This is a genomic window from Streptomyces sp. GESEQ-35, from assembly GCF_017948485.1.
Taxonomy (GTDB): domain Bacteria; phylum Actinomycetota; class Actinomycetes; order Streptomycetales; family Streptomycetaceae; genus Streptomyces.
Genome location: NZ_JAFFSX010000002.1, coordinates 471,075 through 486,493, shown reverse-complemented (window position 1 = coordinate 486,493; position 15,419 = coordinate 471,075). Strand labels below are relative to the sequence as shown.

Genomic DNA, 15,419 nt, shown 5'->3' with positions numbered 1-15,419 from the left:
GGCTCCAGGTCTTCGGAGGGGACTCCCGTGTCCCGTAGAAGAGAATTGGCTAGCCTCCGATCGCGGACATGGGTCGGTCCGGCTGGATGAAGGACGGGGCGTCCAGCCCCGCGCCGGCCTTCTTGTCCAGCATCGCCTCGCGCCATATGTACGCGATCACCTCGTCGCCGGCGCCGGAGCGCAGGGCGGCGCGGAGGTCGGTCTCCTCTCGGGCGAACAGGCAGGTCCGTATCTGCCCGTCTGCTGTGAGCCGGGTGCGGTCGCAGAACGGGCGGGTGACCGAGGCGATCACGCCCACGCGGTGCGGGCCGCCGTTCACCATCCAGCTCTCGGCCGGCGCCGAACCCCGGGCCTGGGAACCCTCCTCCGTCAGCTCGAAGCGGTTGCGCAGGGAGGTCAGGATGTCCCCTGCGGTGATCATGCTGTCGCGCTTCCAGCCGTGCTGGGCGTCCAGGGGCATCTGCTCGATGAAGCGCAGTTCGTAGTCGTGCTCGACCGCCAAGGCCAGCAGGTCGGGGGCCTCGTTGTCGTTCAGTCCCGGCATCAGGACCGAGTTGACCTTCACCGGGGTCAGACCCGCTTCTCGGGCGGCGTACAGGCCCTCGATGACGTCCTTGTGGCGGTCCCGGCGGGTGAGGGTCTTGAAGACGTCCGGGCGGAGAGTGTCGAGGGAGACGTTGACCCGGTCCAGGCCCGCCGCCTTCAGTACGGTGGCGGTGCGGTTGAGGCCAATGCCGCTGGTCGTCAGCGACATCCGGGGGCGGGGCCTCAGAGCCGCGACCCGCTCGACGATGCCCGCCAGGCCGGGGCGCAGCAGGGGCTCGCCGCCGGTGAAGCGGACCTCCTCGATACCGAGGGAGGTGACCGCGATGTCGATCAGACGGACGATCTCGTCGTCCGTGAGGAGGTCGGGCTTCGCCAGCCACTGCAGGCCCTCCTCGGGCATGCAGTACGTACACCGCAGGTTGCATCGGTCGGTCAGCGAGACTCTCAAGTCGGTGGCCACCCGGCCGTAGGTGTCGATCAGCACGTTCCCGAGACCGTTCCTCTCCTCTGGCGCACCGTCTCCGACACCGCCTCGGAAACGCGGTGGATCGGGCCGCCGACCCGGGTCAGGGGCAGGCCGGTGCTCTGGTTGGCGTGGGCGATGATCTCGGCGGTGATGGAGATGGCCGTCTCCTCGGGGGTGCGGGCGCCGAGGTCGAGGCCGATCGGGGAGCGAAGTCGGGCCAACTGTCTTTCGGTGACCCCGACTTCACGCAGGCGACGCAGACGCTCGCCGTGGGTGCGGCGGGAGCCCATGGCGCCGACGTAGCCGACGGGCAGGTCGAGGGCGAGTTGGAGCAGGGGGATGTCGAACTTGGCTTCGTGGGTCAGCACGCAGACGGCGGTTCGGGCGTCCACGGCCGTCTGTGCCAGGTAGCGGTGGGGCCAGTCGACGACCACTTCGTCGGCGTGCGGGAAGCGGGCTTCGGTGGCGAAGACGGGTCGGGCGTCGCACACGGTGACGTGACAGCCGAGGAAGCGGCCGGCTTGGGCGAGGGCGGCGGCGAAGTCGATCGCGCCGAAGATCAGCATGCGGGGGCGGGTGGCGGCTGCGTGGACGAGGACGGAGAGCTTCTCGGGGCAGGTGTCGGCGTCTCCGCCGAGGGCGAGGAGTGCGGTGCGTCCGGTGCGCAGTTGGGCGCTGGCCCGGTCCGCCACTGCCCGGCCGGTCTGCCCGTCGCCGAGCATGCTGTCGGCGATCCAACTGTCGCCGAGCACGCTCAACATGGCGCCGACGAGAGAGCCGTCCACGACCTGGGCGACGGCGGCGGGCCGGCCCTGGACCGCCTCGGCAAGCGCCGCGCCGAGGTGCGGCTGGGTGGCCGGGTCGACATGCTGCACGAGCACGTCGAGTTCCCCACCGCAGGTCAGACCCACGGCGAAGGCATCGTCGTCGGAGTAGCCGAACCACGCACGCTGGGGGGTGCCGCAGTCGTGGAGGACCTGCCGGCACAGTTCGTACACTGCGCCTTCGACACAGCCGCCGGAGATGCTGCCGACGGCGTTGCCGTCCTCGTCCACCGCCACCGACGTACCGATGGGCAGGGGTGCGCTGCCGGTGACGTCGACGACGGTGGCGAGCGCGAAAGGGCGTTTCTCGCGGCACCAGCGGTGCAGTGCGTCCGCGATGTTCAGCATGGGGGGTCTCCAGAACAGACGGTCGCTGTCGCAGAAGGTGAGCGGGCCGCCGCCGCGACGACGGGGGCGCATGCGCGGCGGCGGCCCGGGGAGGTCCGGCATCCGTACGGGGGGTTCGGCTGCCGGACCCGTCTATGGAGGCGGTGTCGTCAGAGCAACGCCTCGGCGGTGATGGGCAGTTGGCGGATCCGTCGGCCGGTGGCGTTGAAGACCGCGTTGCCGATCGCGGCCGCCACACCCACCTGGACGACCTCACCGAGTCCCTTGACGCCGAGCAGGTTGCCGGCGTTGTCCTCGCCGTCGAGGTAGATCGCCTTGATCTCGGGGACGTCGGCGTTCACGGGTACGAGGTAGTCGGCCAGGCTGGCGTTCACGATCCGCCCGTCCCGGTGGTCGGTGACCGTGTGTTCAAGCAGCGCCGTACCAATGCCGCCCACGATGCCGCCGAACGCCTGACTCTGGGCCAGCTTGGGGCTGATGATCCGTCCCGCGTCGTACACGCCGAGCATCCGCCGCACCCGCACCAGACCAAGATTCGCATCTACGGCGACCTCGGCGAAGGTGGCGTTGTAGGCGAAGTAGGCAGATCGTTCGCTGCCCGGCCCGTCGTAGGTGCCGTTGGCTTCCAGGTAGGAGCGGTCGTTGCGGGCCAGCAGACTCTTGTACGTCTCCCCGCGGGCCGGATTGTTCTGCACGTGCAGCCGACCGTTGCGTACGACCACGTGGTCCGCGGTCACGCCGTACAGCGGCGACTCCCGGTCCTCGACGGCCACCTTGATCGCCTGCTGTCGCACCTGGTTGCAGGCGTCGACGACAGCCGAGCCGACACTGGCCATGGTCGCCGAGCCGCCATGCGGCGAGGTCGGCGGATAGAGGGAGTCACCGAGGCGGAAGGTCACCGTGCGCATCGTCAGCCCGAGCGCGTCCGCGGCCACCTGGGTCTGCGAGGTGTAGGTGCCCGGCCCCATGTCACTGGTGGCCGCCTCGACCACCGCGGTGCCGTCGGCATCCAGCCGGGCCCGCGCCTGCGCGGGAAACCGCCCCGGGTCGTACACACCGGCGGCCATACCGAGACCGATCAGCTGGTCCCCGTCCCACGTCGAGCGCGGCCTCGGGTCACGGCGGTCCCATCCGAACTCACGGGCACCGACCGTGTAGCACTCACCGAGCCGCCGGGTGGAGAACGGCTCGTTCGTCGACTCGTCCTCGCGCGGCTCATTGCGCCGGCGCAACTCGATCGGGTCGACGCCGAGTTCGTGCGCGAGCTCGTCCATCGCGGACTCGATCACGAACGACGCCGAGGCGAAACCCGGCCCGCGCATCCAGATCGGCGTGTTCACATCCAGCGGCACGGTCCGGTACGACTGGCGCACGTTCGGCATGCTGTAGAGCATCTGCCCGGCCGACATGACCGCCTCGTTGAACGTCTCGAACGAGGAGGTCTCGGCGTCGATGTCGTGGATCGCGGCGTTCAGCCGACCTCGCCGGTCGCTCCCGAGTCGCAGCCGGTACTCGTACGACGGCCGGAAGCCGGTGCCGAAGTACATCTGCTTGCGGCTGAGCACCAGCTTGACCGGACGACGCGTCACCCGCGCGGCCAGCGCGGCGACGATCGTGTGCGGCCAGCAGCGCAGTCCGCTGCCGAAACCGCCGCCGACGAACGGCGAGATCACGCGTACCGCATCCGCGGGCAGGTCGAACACGGCTGCGAGCTCGTCGTGCGTACCCATCACCCACTGGGTCTTGTCCCACACGGTCAGCTTGTCGCCGTCCCAGCGGGCGATGGTGGCGTGCGGCTCCATCGGGTTGTGGTGATTGCGCGCCAGCTCGTAGGCCAGGTCCAGCCGTACGGCGGCGTTGCTCAAGCCTGCTTCCGCGTCGCCGCGCGCGTAGTCCGTCGGCGCCCCGGGCTCGGCCTCGTGCAGGTCGGTCGACGGCGTTTCGGCCTCGTAGCGGACCTCGACCAGGCTCGCACCGTGCTGCGCGGCCTCCAGGGTCGAGGCGATCACCACAGCGACGGGCTGGCCGTGGAAGACCACCCGGTCGTCCTGGAAGACCCGCAGTCGTCGGCCAGGCGGGTTGTTGGAGCCGGGGTTGTCGCGGTACGGCAGGTTCGGGGCATTGCGGTGGCTGATCACCCGCAGTACGCCCGGGTGGGCTTCGGCGGCGCCGGTGTCGATGGAGGTGATGCGGCCTCGTCCGATGCTCGCGTCGACGATGACGGCGTGTACGGCTCCGTCGACATCGTGTTCGGCGGCGTACAACGCCTTACCGGTGACCTTGAGCCGGCCGTCCACCCGGGACAGCGGCGCGCCGACGGCTGCCTGCGGCTGGGGGCTCACTTCGTACCTCCTACGATGCGCAGCTGGCGTTCGACGGTCCGCTTCAGCAGCTCGACCTTGAAGCCGTTCTGCTGAAGGGGCCGGGCACCGACCGCCGCCTTCGTGGCAGCGGACGTCCACAGGGACTCCGAGGGACGCTCACCGACGAGGTGCTGCTCGACGGCGGGCAGTTTCCACGGCACGGTCCCCACGCCACCGGCTGCGACCTTCGCCTCCTGGATAACCCCGCCCCGGATGTGCAGCGCGACTGCCGCCGAGGTCAGGGCGAACTCGTAGGACTGCCGGTCGCGCACCTTCAGGTAGCCGGACTTGAGCGGACGCGGAAGCGCCGGGATCTCCACCGCCGTGATCAACTCGCCTTTCCTGAGGGCCTGTTCACGGTTCGGGGTAGTGCCGGGCCGTAGCAGGAAGTCGGCGAACGGCAGGGTGCGCGCGCCCTCCGGCCCGAGGAGATGCACGGTTGCCTCCAGGGCGGCGAAGGCCACGGCCACGTCGGAGGGATGGGTGGCCACGCAGGCGTCGGAGGTGCCGAGGATCGCGTGCATCCGGTTGAAGCCCTCCCGGGCCGCGCAACCGGAGCCGGGCTCGCGCTTGTTGCAGGCAGCAGTCACATCCCGGAAGTAGGTGCAACGGGTGCGCTGCATGATGTTGCCGCCGATGCTGGCCATGTTCCGCAGCTGGGCGGACGCACTGAGTTCCAGGGCCTGGGAAATGACGGGATACAGGGTGCGTACCTTGGGGTGCGCGGCAGCCTCGGCCATCCGCACCAGCGCACCGATGCGCAAGCCCCCGCGCTCGGTGACGGTGACCTCGCGCAACGGCAGGCGGGAGATGTCGACCAGCGCCTCGGGGCGTTCGACGGTCTCCCGCATCAGGTCGACCAGCGTGGTGCCCCCGGCGATGTAACGACCGCCGGTACGACCGGCCTTGAGGGCTTCCCGGGTGTCGGAGACACGGGTGTAGGAGAAGGGGTGCATGGGGTCGACCGCTCCTTACTTCCGGCCCGCGGTCTGTTCGACCGCGCGCACGATCTTGACGTAGCAGCCACAGCGGCAGATGTTGCCGCTCATCCACTCCCCGATCTCCTCCGGCGAACCGGTGTGGCCCTCCTGGATGCAGCCGACACCGGAGAGGATCTGCCCAGGGGTGCAGTAGCCGCACTGGAAGGCGTCCTCGCCGATGAACGCCTGCTGCAACGGGTGCAGTTCGTCGCCCTCGGCCAGGCCCTCGATGGTGGTGACCTCGGCGCCTTCCAGCCGCACGGCCAGCATCAAGCAGGCGTTGACCCGCTGTCCGTCGACCAGCACCGTGCACGCTCCGCAGGCGCCGGCGTTGCAGCCCTTCTTCGAGCCCGTCAGGTCGAGATGCTCGCGCAGCAGGTCCAGCAGCGAGGTCCGGTTGTCCACGGTCACCGTCCGACGGGTTCCGTTGACCGTCAGGGAGACACGGCTGGAGGGTGCGGCCCCGGCGGCGGCCGCTTCCTCAGAGCCGACAAGGAGCGTTCCTCCAGCCACCACGACACCGCCCACCGCGGCGCTGTTGGCGATGAAGGTGCGCCGGCTGGGCCCCGAGGTGGACTCACTTGCTCCAGCGGGGGGAGGAACAACAGATTCAGAGAGTTCAGAGGACATGCGTACGCCTTTGCATCACGGACGAAATCAGTCGTGTACACCAGCGGGAGACAAGGCACGGGATCGACGTCACCGCGGGAATCAGGGTGACCGCTCGCCTCGGCATGGCGGCTGATCACGCCGGAAGTCTTGCACCACCGACACCACCCATGGCAGGGAGAGTTTTATCCCCCCTTGGTTTTCCTGTCCGCAAGTAGGCGGTAGACTCGCGGCATTTCGGAACCTGGCGTGACCGCTGCTCGCGGAAACCCGACTCGGGCGGCCCCGGGTCGGGTTTCCGTCTGTCAGGGCTCAGCGTCGCCGGAGGCGCAGCACGGGCACCAGGTTCAGGAACAGCCCGATCGCCGCGACGCCGGTGACCAGGTTCAGGCCGGGTCGGTAGGCGGTGAAGTCGCCGCCGCTGTCGCCCGCTTGGGCGATCACGGCGGTGAGTACGGCGAGGACGAGGGCGGCGCCGACCTGGCCCGAGGTCTGCACCAGGCCGGAGGCGAGGCCCTGTTCGGAGTCGTCAATGCCTTCGGTGGCCTGGGCCATGATGGCGCTGTAGCCGAACGCGAAGCCGCCGCCGAGGAGCAGCAGGGACGGGAGCATGGCGAGCAGGTAGTCGGGCGAGGAGCCGGCCGTGGCCAGGAACCAGACGTAGCCGAGGGTCAGCGAGGTCATCGAGGCGATGATCAGCGGTGCCGTGCCGAAGCGGTTGACGAGTCGGCCGGTGAGGGGCGAGCCGACGGCGACGATCAGGCCGACGGGCAGCAGCGCGAAGGCCATGCGCAGGGGCGACCAGCCGAGTCCGTCCTGCAGGAACAGCGTCATCATGAACTGGAAGCTGAGGTAGGAGCCCATCAGCGCGACGATGCTGAGGTTGGCCCGGACCGTGGTGGCCTTGCGCAGGATGCCGAAGCGGACCAGCGGGTGCCGGACCCGCTGCTCGACCAGGACGAAGGCGAGCAGCAGCAGGGCGGCGACGCCGAAGGCGGCGAGCGTCGCCGCGGAGGTCCAGCCCGTCTGCGGGGCGGTGACCACGGCGTAGACCGCGAGCAGCATGCCTGCGGTGAGGGTGACCGCTCCCGCCGGGTCCTGGCCGCCGGTTTCGGTGCGGCGGTCGCGCGGGATCAGGATCAGGCCGACGACCAGCGCGAGCAGGGCGAGCGGGACCGGCATGAGGAAGGTCCAGCGCCAGCCGATCCCGGTGAGCAGGCCGCCCAGTATCAGGCCCGAGGAGTAGCCCAGGGCGCCGAAGAGGCTGAAGACCGACAGCGCCCGGTTGCGCTGCGGGCCCTCCGGGAACGTCGTGGTGAGGATCGACAGGCCGGCGGGCGCGGTGAAGGCGGCGGCCACGCCCTTGACGAAGCGGGTGGCGATCAGCAGCGAGCCGTCGTCGACCAGACCGCCGAGCAGCGAGGCGGCGGCGAAGACGGCCAGCGCGACGAGGAAGACCCGCCGGCGTCCGAGCAGGTCGGCGGTGCGGCCGCCGAGCAGCATCAGTCCGCCGTAGCCGAGGACGTAGCCGTTGATGATCCACTGCAGTGAGCCGGTGGCCATGCCGAGGTCGTGGCCGATGGAGGGCAGGGCGACGCCGACCATGGAGACGTCGAGGCCGTCGAGGAACAGCACGAGGCACAGCACGGCGAGGACGGCCCAGAAGCGGGCGGTCCAGCGCGGTTCGGGGGCGGCCGAGGGCAGCGTCCCGAGGCGGGACTGGGTCAGGGACATGGGGAGGTGGATCTCTTTCCTGGCGGATGAGCAGGCAGGTCGGACGCCTCGGCGCTGAGGAACCGGTTCTGTCGGTGGGAAGAGGGCCGGACCGGGGGCGGGGACGCGCGGCGCGGTGGGCCTCGTGACGAGCGTGCCAGGAGAGCCGTACACGAAAAAGGGAGAGCTTCTTCCTAGGCGCGGGGCGCGTAGGAAGAAAGGCTCCCCCTTTGAAGGGAATACCTCGGCGACGAAGGGAAGACCTGGGCGACGGTCAGGCGGAGCTGTCGCTGGTCGAGTGGCTCGGGTCCGCCGCCCAGGAGGCCAGCATGCGCAGGCTGTCGTGGGTCGGGGTGCCGGATTCGGCGGTCCAGACGATGATCGCCAGGTCGGGGTCGGCGGCCCAGGTGACGGCGTTCCAGTCGAGGTGCAGGTCGCCGACGACGGGGTGGCGCAGGTGCTTGGTCCCGGTGTCCCGGACGGCGACGTGGTGGGAGCCCCACCACTGGCGGAACTGCTCGTCCCGGACCGAGAGTTCGCCCACCAGGGCGGCGAGCTGCGCGTCCCCGGGGTTGTTCGCGTTGTGCATCCGCATCTGGGCGATGGCCAGCCGGGTCACGCCCTCCCAGTCCGCGTACAGCTCGCGCATCGTGGGGTCGGTGATGAGCAGCCTGATGTAGTAGCGCTGCTTCTCGGGGATCTTCCCGAAGTCGGTGATCAGGGCGGCGCCCATGGCGTTCCAGGCGACGATCTCGGTCCGTGGCCCGATCACGAAGGCGGGGGTGTGCGCCATGTCGTCGAGCATGCGCTGCAGCTGCGGCTGCGCCTTGAGGCGCGGCTGCCGACGGGGCGGGCGGAATTCATCCTTGGCCGCGAGCTCGTACATGTAGGCGCGCTGGTCGTCGTCCAGGCGCAGCACCCGGGCCAGGGACTCCAGCACGGACGGCGACGGCTGGATACGGCCCTGTTCGAGGCGGGCGTAGTAGTCGGTGCTGATGGCCGCCAGTACGGCAACCTCCTCACGACGCAGGCCCGCGACACGACGCGAGCCGCCGTCGGGCAGACCGACGGCGGCCGGGTCGAGCTCCGCGCGGCGTGCCTTGAGGAATTCCCCCAGATCGTGGCGGTGAGGATCGCGGTTCATGCCATCACCTTGGCATCGGAGAGCGGCGTTGTCAGGGGGAGAGATTTGTCCCTGGAAGTCCTCACCGTCAGCATGACGCGCGGCTGGGGGTCGTGCCCCGCGGGATCAGCGGACGCGGCTCCACTTCCCGTGGAGCTGGACGAACTCGCCTCCGATGACGGAGCTGGCCATGCAGGTGCCCTCGGTGTAGTCCTCGATGTGAGTGACGTGGTCACCGGCGTCGGGCTCCGTCCAGCGGACGACGAACAGGCCGTCGCGGAGCTGAGTGGTGGTGTACTCCATCGTCTGCTTACGGCCCTTGATGGCGCCGCCCGTCACCTCGAAGCTGACCTGGGTCGCCGAGTCGAAGGTGATCTCCACCGTGAAGTGGCCGAGCGGGGTGTCGGGGCCGAGGTCCGCCAGCCAGGTCTGGCCCACGCTGGGGAGAGTCGCGTTGCTGTCCATCGGCACTACCTCTTTCTGTCGTACGGGGGGTGTCGTCAGCCGAGGGTCTTGACGACTTCCTGGGCGAGCGGGACGGCCGAGACGGGGTTCTGGCCGGTGATGAGGTTGCGGTCCACCTCGAGGTGGGGGGCGAAGTTCGCCTCGCCCTTGCGGTAGTCCGCGCCCAGGTCCGAGACGAGACGGTCCTCGAGCAGCCACTTCGCCCGGTCGGCGAGGCCGTTCTGGATCTCCTCGGAGTTGGACAGGCCGGTCAGGCGGTAGCCGGAGAACGGGGACTTGCCGTCGGCGTCCACGGTGGACAGCAGCGCGGCAGGGCCGTGGCAGACCAGCGTCACGAGCTTGCCGGAGGCGAGCCAGTCGCTGAGCAACTTGCCGGCCGCGGCGTCGTCGGACAGGTCCTCCATCGGGCCCCAGCCGCCGGGCACGAACACGGCGTCGTAGTCGTCGATGTTCACGTCCTCGATGCGGACAGGGTTCGCCAGTTCGGTGGCCTCGCGCAGGGCGGTCTTCATCTGCTCGGCGCCCTCTTCTCCGCCGTTGAAGTCCGGGGTGAGGCTGAGTGCGTCGGGGGTCGGCGGGACGCCGCCCGGGGTGGCCGCGGCGATCTCGTAGCCGGCCTCCTTGAAGACGCCGTACGGGCCGATGGCCTCCTCGGCCCAGAAGCCGGCCGGCTGCTCGAACCCGTCGGCCAGGGTCCAGTGGTCGGCGGCGGTGATGAGGAAGAGGATCTTCGCCATGAAGTGCTCCCTGGGATGAGTGCGGGCGGTCAGTTGTTCGCGGCCTGCTGGACGACGTGGCTGTCTGCGGCCTGGATCAGGTGGGTGAGCTTGCCGTCGCCGACCGTCCACAGGTGGATGAAGCGGGCGTCCGACTCCTCGCCGGACTTGGACACGGCGTGGTAGTGGCCGCGGACGAAGACGTGCTCACCAGCGTCATAGAAGTCCTCGGCCACCGCGCCGAAGGAGGTGAAGCGCGGCGCGAGCCGGCCGAAGAAGTCGCCGCCGGCGCTGGCCCAGGTCTTGTAGACGCCGCCATAGGGGAAGCCGGGGGTGATGTCCCAGACGATGTCGGGGTCGATGACCTCGGCGACCACGTCGGGGGCCATGCCGGAGTCGTAGAGACGGCGGACGAGGGCGAGGTTCGGGGAGTCGGACATGTCGTGCTCCTTGGAAGGCTGTTCTGCGGGGGATGTGTCAGGCCGCGAGGGCGGCGCGGCCGGCGCGGAAGAAAGCGGTCTGCTGCGCGACGCGGGCGCCGAGGCCCTCGGCGGTGGCGATGTCCGACTTGTGGACGGCCTCCGGGCCGGCATCGGTCGGGGTCTGGGCGCCGGCACCGACGAAGTAGCCCAGACGATTGATGTCGTCCTCGCTGCCCTGCGTGGAGGCCCAGCCCGGCTGCACGCCGAGGCTGACCCAGTGCATGCCGTGCTGGGCGGCCATGGTGAAGAAGTAGCCCAGGGTCGAGGACTTGTCGCCGTTCTTGGCACCGGAGTTGGTGAAGCCGGCGGCGATCTTGTCGACCCAGGTCTGGGTGAACCAGCGCTTGCTGCTCGCCTCGGCGAAGGTGTGGAAGGCGGCGGAGGCGGTGCCCATGTAGGTGGGGGCACCGAAGATGATGGCGTCGGCGGCGTCCAGCTGCGCCCACTGCTCGTCGGTGATCGTGTCCACGGGGATGGAGATCACCTCGGCACCGGCTTCCGCGGCACCGCGCGCCACAGCCTCGGCTATGACGGCGGTGTGGCCGTAGCCGGAATGGAAAGCGACGGCGACCGTGGGGCGGGAGGTGGAGGACATGGGGGTATTACTCCTCGAAAAGGATTGCGTGAATCGTGCTCTGGAAGCATGGCACGGAATTCAAATGCAAAGGTAGGAAGGATTCGTCCCTGGCTTTACTGTCCCTGGTTTTACGCCGGGGCCACCTGCCGGTTTTACGAATTCATGGCGCAGGTCGCCGCCCAGGAGGAGAGGAAGCGCAGCCCCTCGTACGTACGCGAGTCGGGTTCGGCGCTCCAGACGATCAGCTGCTGATCGGGGTCGGCCACGCAGGTGAGGGCATCCCAGGCGAGGGAGAGTTCACCGGCGACCGGGTGGTTGAACACCTTGGTGCCGCCGGTCCGGGGCACAACAGGGCGACCTCCCCACCACTGGCGGAACTGGTCATCCTGCATCGACAACTCACCGACGAGGTCGGCCGGTCTCCGGTCGTCGGTGCAGGCCGCGGCCTGCTGCCGCAGCAACGCGTTGTCCAGGTGCCGGCCCAGGATCACGCCGGGGGCCACGCTGAGCTCGTTCAGCACGGTACGCAGCCGGGGTGCGCCTTCTGCGGAGCCCGCCGCCGCACCCGACCGGCCTCCTTTCTGGCCAGCTCGAATAGCTGGTCTCGCTGGTCGTCACTCAGGTGCAAGACCGGGACAAGCTCGGACAGCACGGACGCGGAGGGGGCCATACGCCCCTCCTCCAGACGGGTGTAATAGTCGCGGTACTGATGGCCGCCAGCACGGCCACCTCGTCCCGGCGCAGTCCGGCCACACGGCGGCGCCGGTCAGTTTCGGACAGACCGACCGTACGGGGGCTGAGCTCAGCCCGACGGGCCTTCAGGAATTGACCCAGCTCCTTACGGTGCGCGCTGCTGTTCATACTGGCCAGTTTGCGCTGTCCGCCACTCGGCTGGGTAGGAAGGTTTTATCCCTGGATACATCCCTCCGGGGGTGGAATTCTCCTCTGTACGGGCCCTGCGGGCGGTGACAGAGTCAGAGACCGACAATTGTTTTTCACAAGCCGTCGGCGCTTCTGTACACCCCTTTGACCATCGTCGACGAATCCGGCACGTCCGGGTGACATCGCTGCCCGAGAAACGCACCAGGAGAAAAGATATGCGCGCAACCGTGATCCACGCCCCCGGTGACATCCGAGTGGAGGACGTCCCCGAGCCCAAGATCCTCAAGCCGACGGACGCGATCATCCGCACGGTCGCCACCTGTGTGTGCGGCTCGGACCTGTGGCCGTATCGCGGCCTGGAGCCGGTCGGCGACCCGCACCCGATGGGGCACGAGTACGTCGGGATCGTTGAGGAAGTCGGCAGCGAAATCGGCAACGTCAAGCCGGGCCAGTTCGTGGTCGGCTCCTTCGCCACGTCGGACAACACCTGCGCGAACTGCCAGAAGGGCTGGCAGTCCTCCTGCCTGAACCGCGAGTTCATGGGCACCTGCCAGGCCGAGTACGTACGCATCCCCAACGCCCACGGCACCCTGGTCGCCACCGACGAGCACCCCGCCGGCGAGCTCGTGCCGAGCCTGCTGGCCGTGTCCGACGTGATGGGCACCGGCTGGTTCGCAGCCCTCGCCGCCGAGGTCAAGCCCGGCTCGACGACCGTCGTGGTCGGTGACGGAGCCGTCGGCCTGTGCGGTGTCATCGCCGCGAAGGAGCTCGGCGCGGAGCGAATCATCGCCATGTCCCGGCACGAGTCCCGGCAGAAGCTCGCCCTGGAGTTCGGCGCCACGGACATCGTCAGCGAGCGCGGCGAGGAAGGCATCGCGCGCATCAAGGACCTCACCGGCGGCATCGGCGCCGACTCCGTCCTGGAGTGCGTCGGCACCTCCCAGTCCATGAGCCAGGCCCTGCACTCCGCCCGCCCGGGCGGCAACGTCGGCTTCGTCGGCGTCCCGCACGAGGTGGCCGTAGACGGCCAGGAGCTGTTCTTCTCCCAGGTCGGCCTGCGCGGCGGCCCGGCCCCCGTCCGCCGCTACCTGCCCGACCTGATCGACCGCGTGCTGTCCGGCCACATCAACCCGGGCAAGGTCTTCGACCTCACCCTGCCGCTGGAGCAGGTCGCCGAGGGCTACAAGGCGATGGACGAACGCCGCGCCATCAAGGCCCTCCTCAAGCCCTGACCCGATCGCCTCGTGGGCGTGAGCTGCGCCGGCCGCGCTCACGCCCACGAGGGCACACCCCGCCGCACGGTCGCAAAGGAGGCAAGCCCATGACGACCTGGACGAACGACGAACTGACCCGGATCGAACACGCCGAGGAACTTCAGATGGCCCCCTCGCGCAGCGACGGAACGCCGCGCGCACCCGTGCCGATCTGGGTGGTCCGCGACGGCGACGACCTCTACGTCCGCTCCTTCCGTGGCAACACCGGCGCCTGGTACCGCGCGGCCCGGGCCAGCCACGAGGGCCGTATCCGCTCCGGCGGCGTCGGCAAGGACGTCACCCTCGTCGAGGTCACCGACCCCGGCGCCAACGACCGCATCGACACCGCCTACCGCATCAAGTACGGCCGGAACGGCCCGAGTTACGTCGATCCCATGGTGGCTTCTCGGGACACGACCCTGAAGCTCGTACCGCGCTGAACATCGGCTCTTTCACCCCTCCAGGAGAAGCACCTTGCTCGGTCTCGAACTCGTCGTGGTCCTGGGCGTGGCTGTGCTGGTGGGCAACGTCATGGGACAGCGACTCGGCATCGCCCCGCCCGTCGTCCTGCTTGTGACGGGTGTGCTGCTGGGGTTCGTCCCAGCGGTGCGGGAGGCACAACTGCCCCCGGAAGTCGTGCTGTTGCTCTTCCTTCCGGTGCTGCTGTACTGGGAGAGCCTGACCACCTCCCTGCGGGAGATCCGCACCAACCTGCGCGGCATCCTGCAGCTGAGCACCGTACTGGTCATCCTCACCGCCTGGGCGGTCGCGGCGACGGGGCACGCCCTCGGGCTGCCGTGGGGGCCAGCGTGGGTGCTCGGCGCGGCCATGGCGCCCACGGACGCGACGGCGGTCGGCGTCCTCGCGCGCGCCCTGCCGCGCCGTCAGGTCACCATCCTGCGCGCGGAGAGCCTGGTCAACGACGGCACGGCGCTGGTCGTCTACGGTCTGGCCGTCGGCATCACGGTCGGCGAGGAGCACCTGAGCATCCCGCACGTCGGCGGGCTGTTCCTGCTCGCCTACGGCGGTGGAGCCCTGGTCGGGGTGGCGGTCGCGTGGGTCAACATGAACCTGCGGCGCCGCCTGACCGATCCCCTGCTCGGCAACCTCGTCATGATCCTGGCGCCCTTCACCGCGTATCTGCTGGCCGAACTGGTCGAGGCGTCCGGCGTCCTCGCGGTGGTCGTCAGCGGCCTGATCATGTCCCAGGTCGCCCCGCGCATCATCCAGGCCGAACACCGCACGCAGGCACTGGCGTTCTGGCCGCTCGCCACCTTCATCATCAACGGGGCGCTGTTCGTCCTGGTCGGGGTGGAACTGCAGTACGCCGTCCGCGACCTGGGCCGCGCCGATCTCCAGGACGCGCTCATCGCGGTCGGCGTCATCTGCGTGGTCCTCGTCGCCGTGCGCTTCGCGTTCCTGTACGCCTCCACCTACCTGGTCCGCGCACTCGACCGGCGCCCCCAGCAACGATCGCTCCGCGTCGGTCACCGGACCCGTGTCGTCAGCGGATTGGCCGGCTTCCGGGGCGCGGTCTCGCTCGCGATGGTGCTCTCGGTGCCGCAGACCCTCGACTCGGGCGAGCCGTTCCCCGACCGCAGCTTCATCGTCTTCGTCACCTCCGGCGTCATCCTCGTGACGCTGGTGGTGCAGGGACTGCTGCTGCCGGTGGCGGTGCGCTGGGCGAAGCTGCCGCCCGACACGTCGGTCGACGAAGAGCACGACCTCGCCGAGACCACCGCCATCGAAGAGGCGATCAAGGCAATGCCCCAACTCGCCGCCGACCTGCGGAGCGATCCGAAGATCACCGAGTGGCTGCGCCAGGAGTACGAGGCCCACCTGGCATCCGTCCAGGCCATGAGCGCGGGCGCCCACGACGACCCCGCCGTGCTCCAGCACCAGGACTACCTCGCACTGCGCCTGGCCCTCATCGCCAACAAACGCTCCACCGTCGTCCGGCTCCGCGACGAGCGCCGGATCGACGACACCGTACTGCGCCGCCTGCAGGCCGCCCTCGACAGCGAAGAGGTCCGCTTGTCGGGAGGCGCGGCGGTCGAATGACTCATCCCTGA

14 protein-coding genes and 1 pseudogene are annotated in these 15,419 nt (G+C 69.5%); 3 read left to right on the top strand and 12 right to left on the bottom strand.

What is annotated here, in order from left to right; genetic code table 11:
- Window positions 1–49 precede the first annotated feature (49 nt).
- The 12 genes and pseudogenes from moaA to KCH87_RS05630 all read right to left on the bottom strand — a co-directional run bounded on the left by moaA (window position 50) and on the right by KCH87_RS05630 (window position 12,073).
- The gene (gene moaA / locus KCH87_RS05685) at window positions 50–1,030 is read right to left on the bottom strand and encodes a GTP 3',8-cyclase MoaA (RefSeq protein ID WP_210584655.1); all 981 of its coding nucleotides are present in this window, start codon (window positions 1,028–1,030) and stop codon (window positions 50–52) included.
- Window positions 1,024–2,184, bottom strand: a complete 1,161-nt coding sequence (locus KCH87_RS05680) for an XdhC/CoxI family protein (RefSeq protein ID WP_210584653.1) — start codon at window positions 2,182–2,184, stop codon at window positions 1,024–1,026. Before KCH87_RS05680 ends, moaA begins: the two co-directional genes overlap by 7 nt.
- A 149-nt stretch (window positions 2,185–2,333) precedes the next feature.
- Window positions 2,334–4,526, bottom strand: a complete 2,193-nt coding sequence (locus KCH87_RS05675) for a xanthine dehydrogenase family protein molybdopterin-binding subunit (RefSeq protein ID WP_210584651.1) — start codon at window positions 4,524–4,526, stop codon at window positions 2,334–2,336.
- Window positions 4,523–5,503: a xanthine dehydrogenase family protein subunit M gene (locus KCH87_RS05670; RefSeq protein WP_210584649.1), complete on the bottom strand. Its 981-nt coding sequence runs from the start codon at window positions 5,501–5,503 to the stop codon at window positions 4,523–4,525. The genes KCH87_RS05675 and KCH87_RS05670 overlap by 4 nt, the downstream gene beginning before the upstream one ends.
- Window positions 5,504–5,518: 15 nt before the next feature.
- Complete coding sequence (locus tag KCH87_RS05665) at window positions 5,519–6,157, bottom strand: (2Fe-2S)-binding protein (RefSeq protein ID WP_210584647.1); 639 nt, start codon at window positions 6,155–6,157, stop codon at window positions 5,519–5,521.
- Between the two features lie 291 nt (window positions 6,158–6,448).
- Window positions 6,449–7,870, bottom strand: coding sequence for an MFS transporter (locus KCH87_RS05660; protein ID WP_210584645.1), 1,422 nt, complete (start codon window positions 7,868–7,870; stop codon window positions 6,449–6,451).
- 253 nt (window positions 7,871–8,123) lie between these two features.
- A complete protein-coding gene (locus KCH87_RS05655) occupies window positions 8,124–8,993 on the bottom strand; it encodes a helix-turn-helix transcriptional regulator (protein WP_210584644.1) in 870 nt (289 codons plus the stop codon).
- 105 nt (window positions 8,994–9,098) lie between these two features.
- A complete protein-coding gene (locus KCH87_RS05650; RefSeq protein WP_210584642.1) occupies window positions 9,099–9,437 on the bottom strand; it encodes a MoaF N-terminal domain-containing protein in 339 nt (112 codons plus the stop codon).
- A gap of 35 nt (window positions 9,438–9,472) precedes the next feature.
- Entirely contained in the window at window positions 9,473–10,174 is a 702-nt protein-coding gene (locus KCH87_RS05645; protein ID WP_210584640.1) for a type 1 glutamine amidotransferase domain-containing protein, read from the bottom strand.
- Between the two features lie 29 nt (window positions 10,175–10,203).
- A complete protein-coding gene (locus KCH87_RS05640; RefSeq protein ID WP_210584638.1) occupies window positions 10,204–10,593 on the bottom strand; it encodes a nuclear transport factor 2 family protein in 390 nt (129 codons plus the stop codon).
- A 37-nt stretch (window positions 10,594–10,630) separates the two neighbouring features.
- On the bottom strand, window positions 10,631–11,230 hold the full coding sequence (locus KCH87_RS05635) for a flavodoxin family protein (RefSeq protein ID WP_210584637.1): 600 nt from the start codon (window positions 11,228–11,230) through the stop codon (window positions 10,631–10,633).
- Window positions 11,231–11,364: 134 nt separating this feature from the next.
- Window positions 11,365–12,073: pseudogene (locus tag KCH87_RS05630) on the bottom strand (helix-turn-helix domain-containing protein).
- Between the two features lie 236 nt (window positions 12,074–12,309).
- On the opposite strand from KCH87_RS05630, the gene KCH87_RS05625 reads away from it, so the two are divergent.
- The 3 genes from KCH87_RS05625 (at window position 12,310) to KCH87_RS05615 (ending at window position 15,408) form a co-directional block, all read left to right on the top strand.
- On the top strand, window positions 12,310–13,326 hold the full coding sequence (locus KCH87_RS05625) for a zinc-dependent alcohol dehydrogenase family protein (RefSeq protein ID WP_210584636.1): 1,017 nt from the start codon (window positions 12,310–12,312) through the stop codon (window positions 13,324–13,326).
- Between the two features lie 89 nt (window positions 13,327–13,415).
- Window positions 13,416–13,787, top strand: coding sequence for a DUF2255 family protein (locus tag KCH87_RS05620; protein ID WP_210584635.1), 372 nt, complete (start codon window positions 13,416–13,418; stop codon window positions 13,785–13,787).
- Window positions 13,788–13,821: 34 nt separating this feature from the next.
- A complete protein-coding gene (locus KCH87_RS05615) occupies window positions 13,822–15,408 on the top strand; it encodes a Na+/H+ antiporter (RefSeq protein ID WP_210584634.1) in 1,587 nt (528 codons plus the stop codon).
- Window positions 15,409–15,419: the final 11 nt, after the last annotated feature.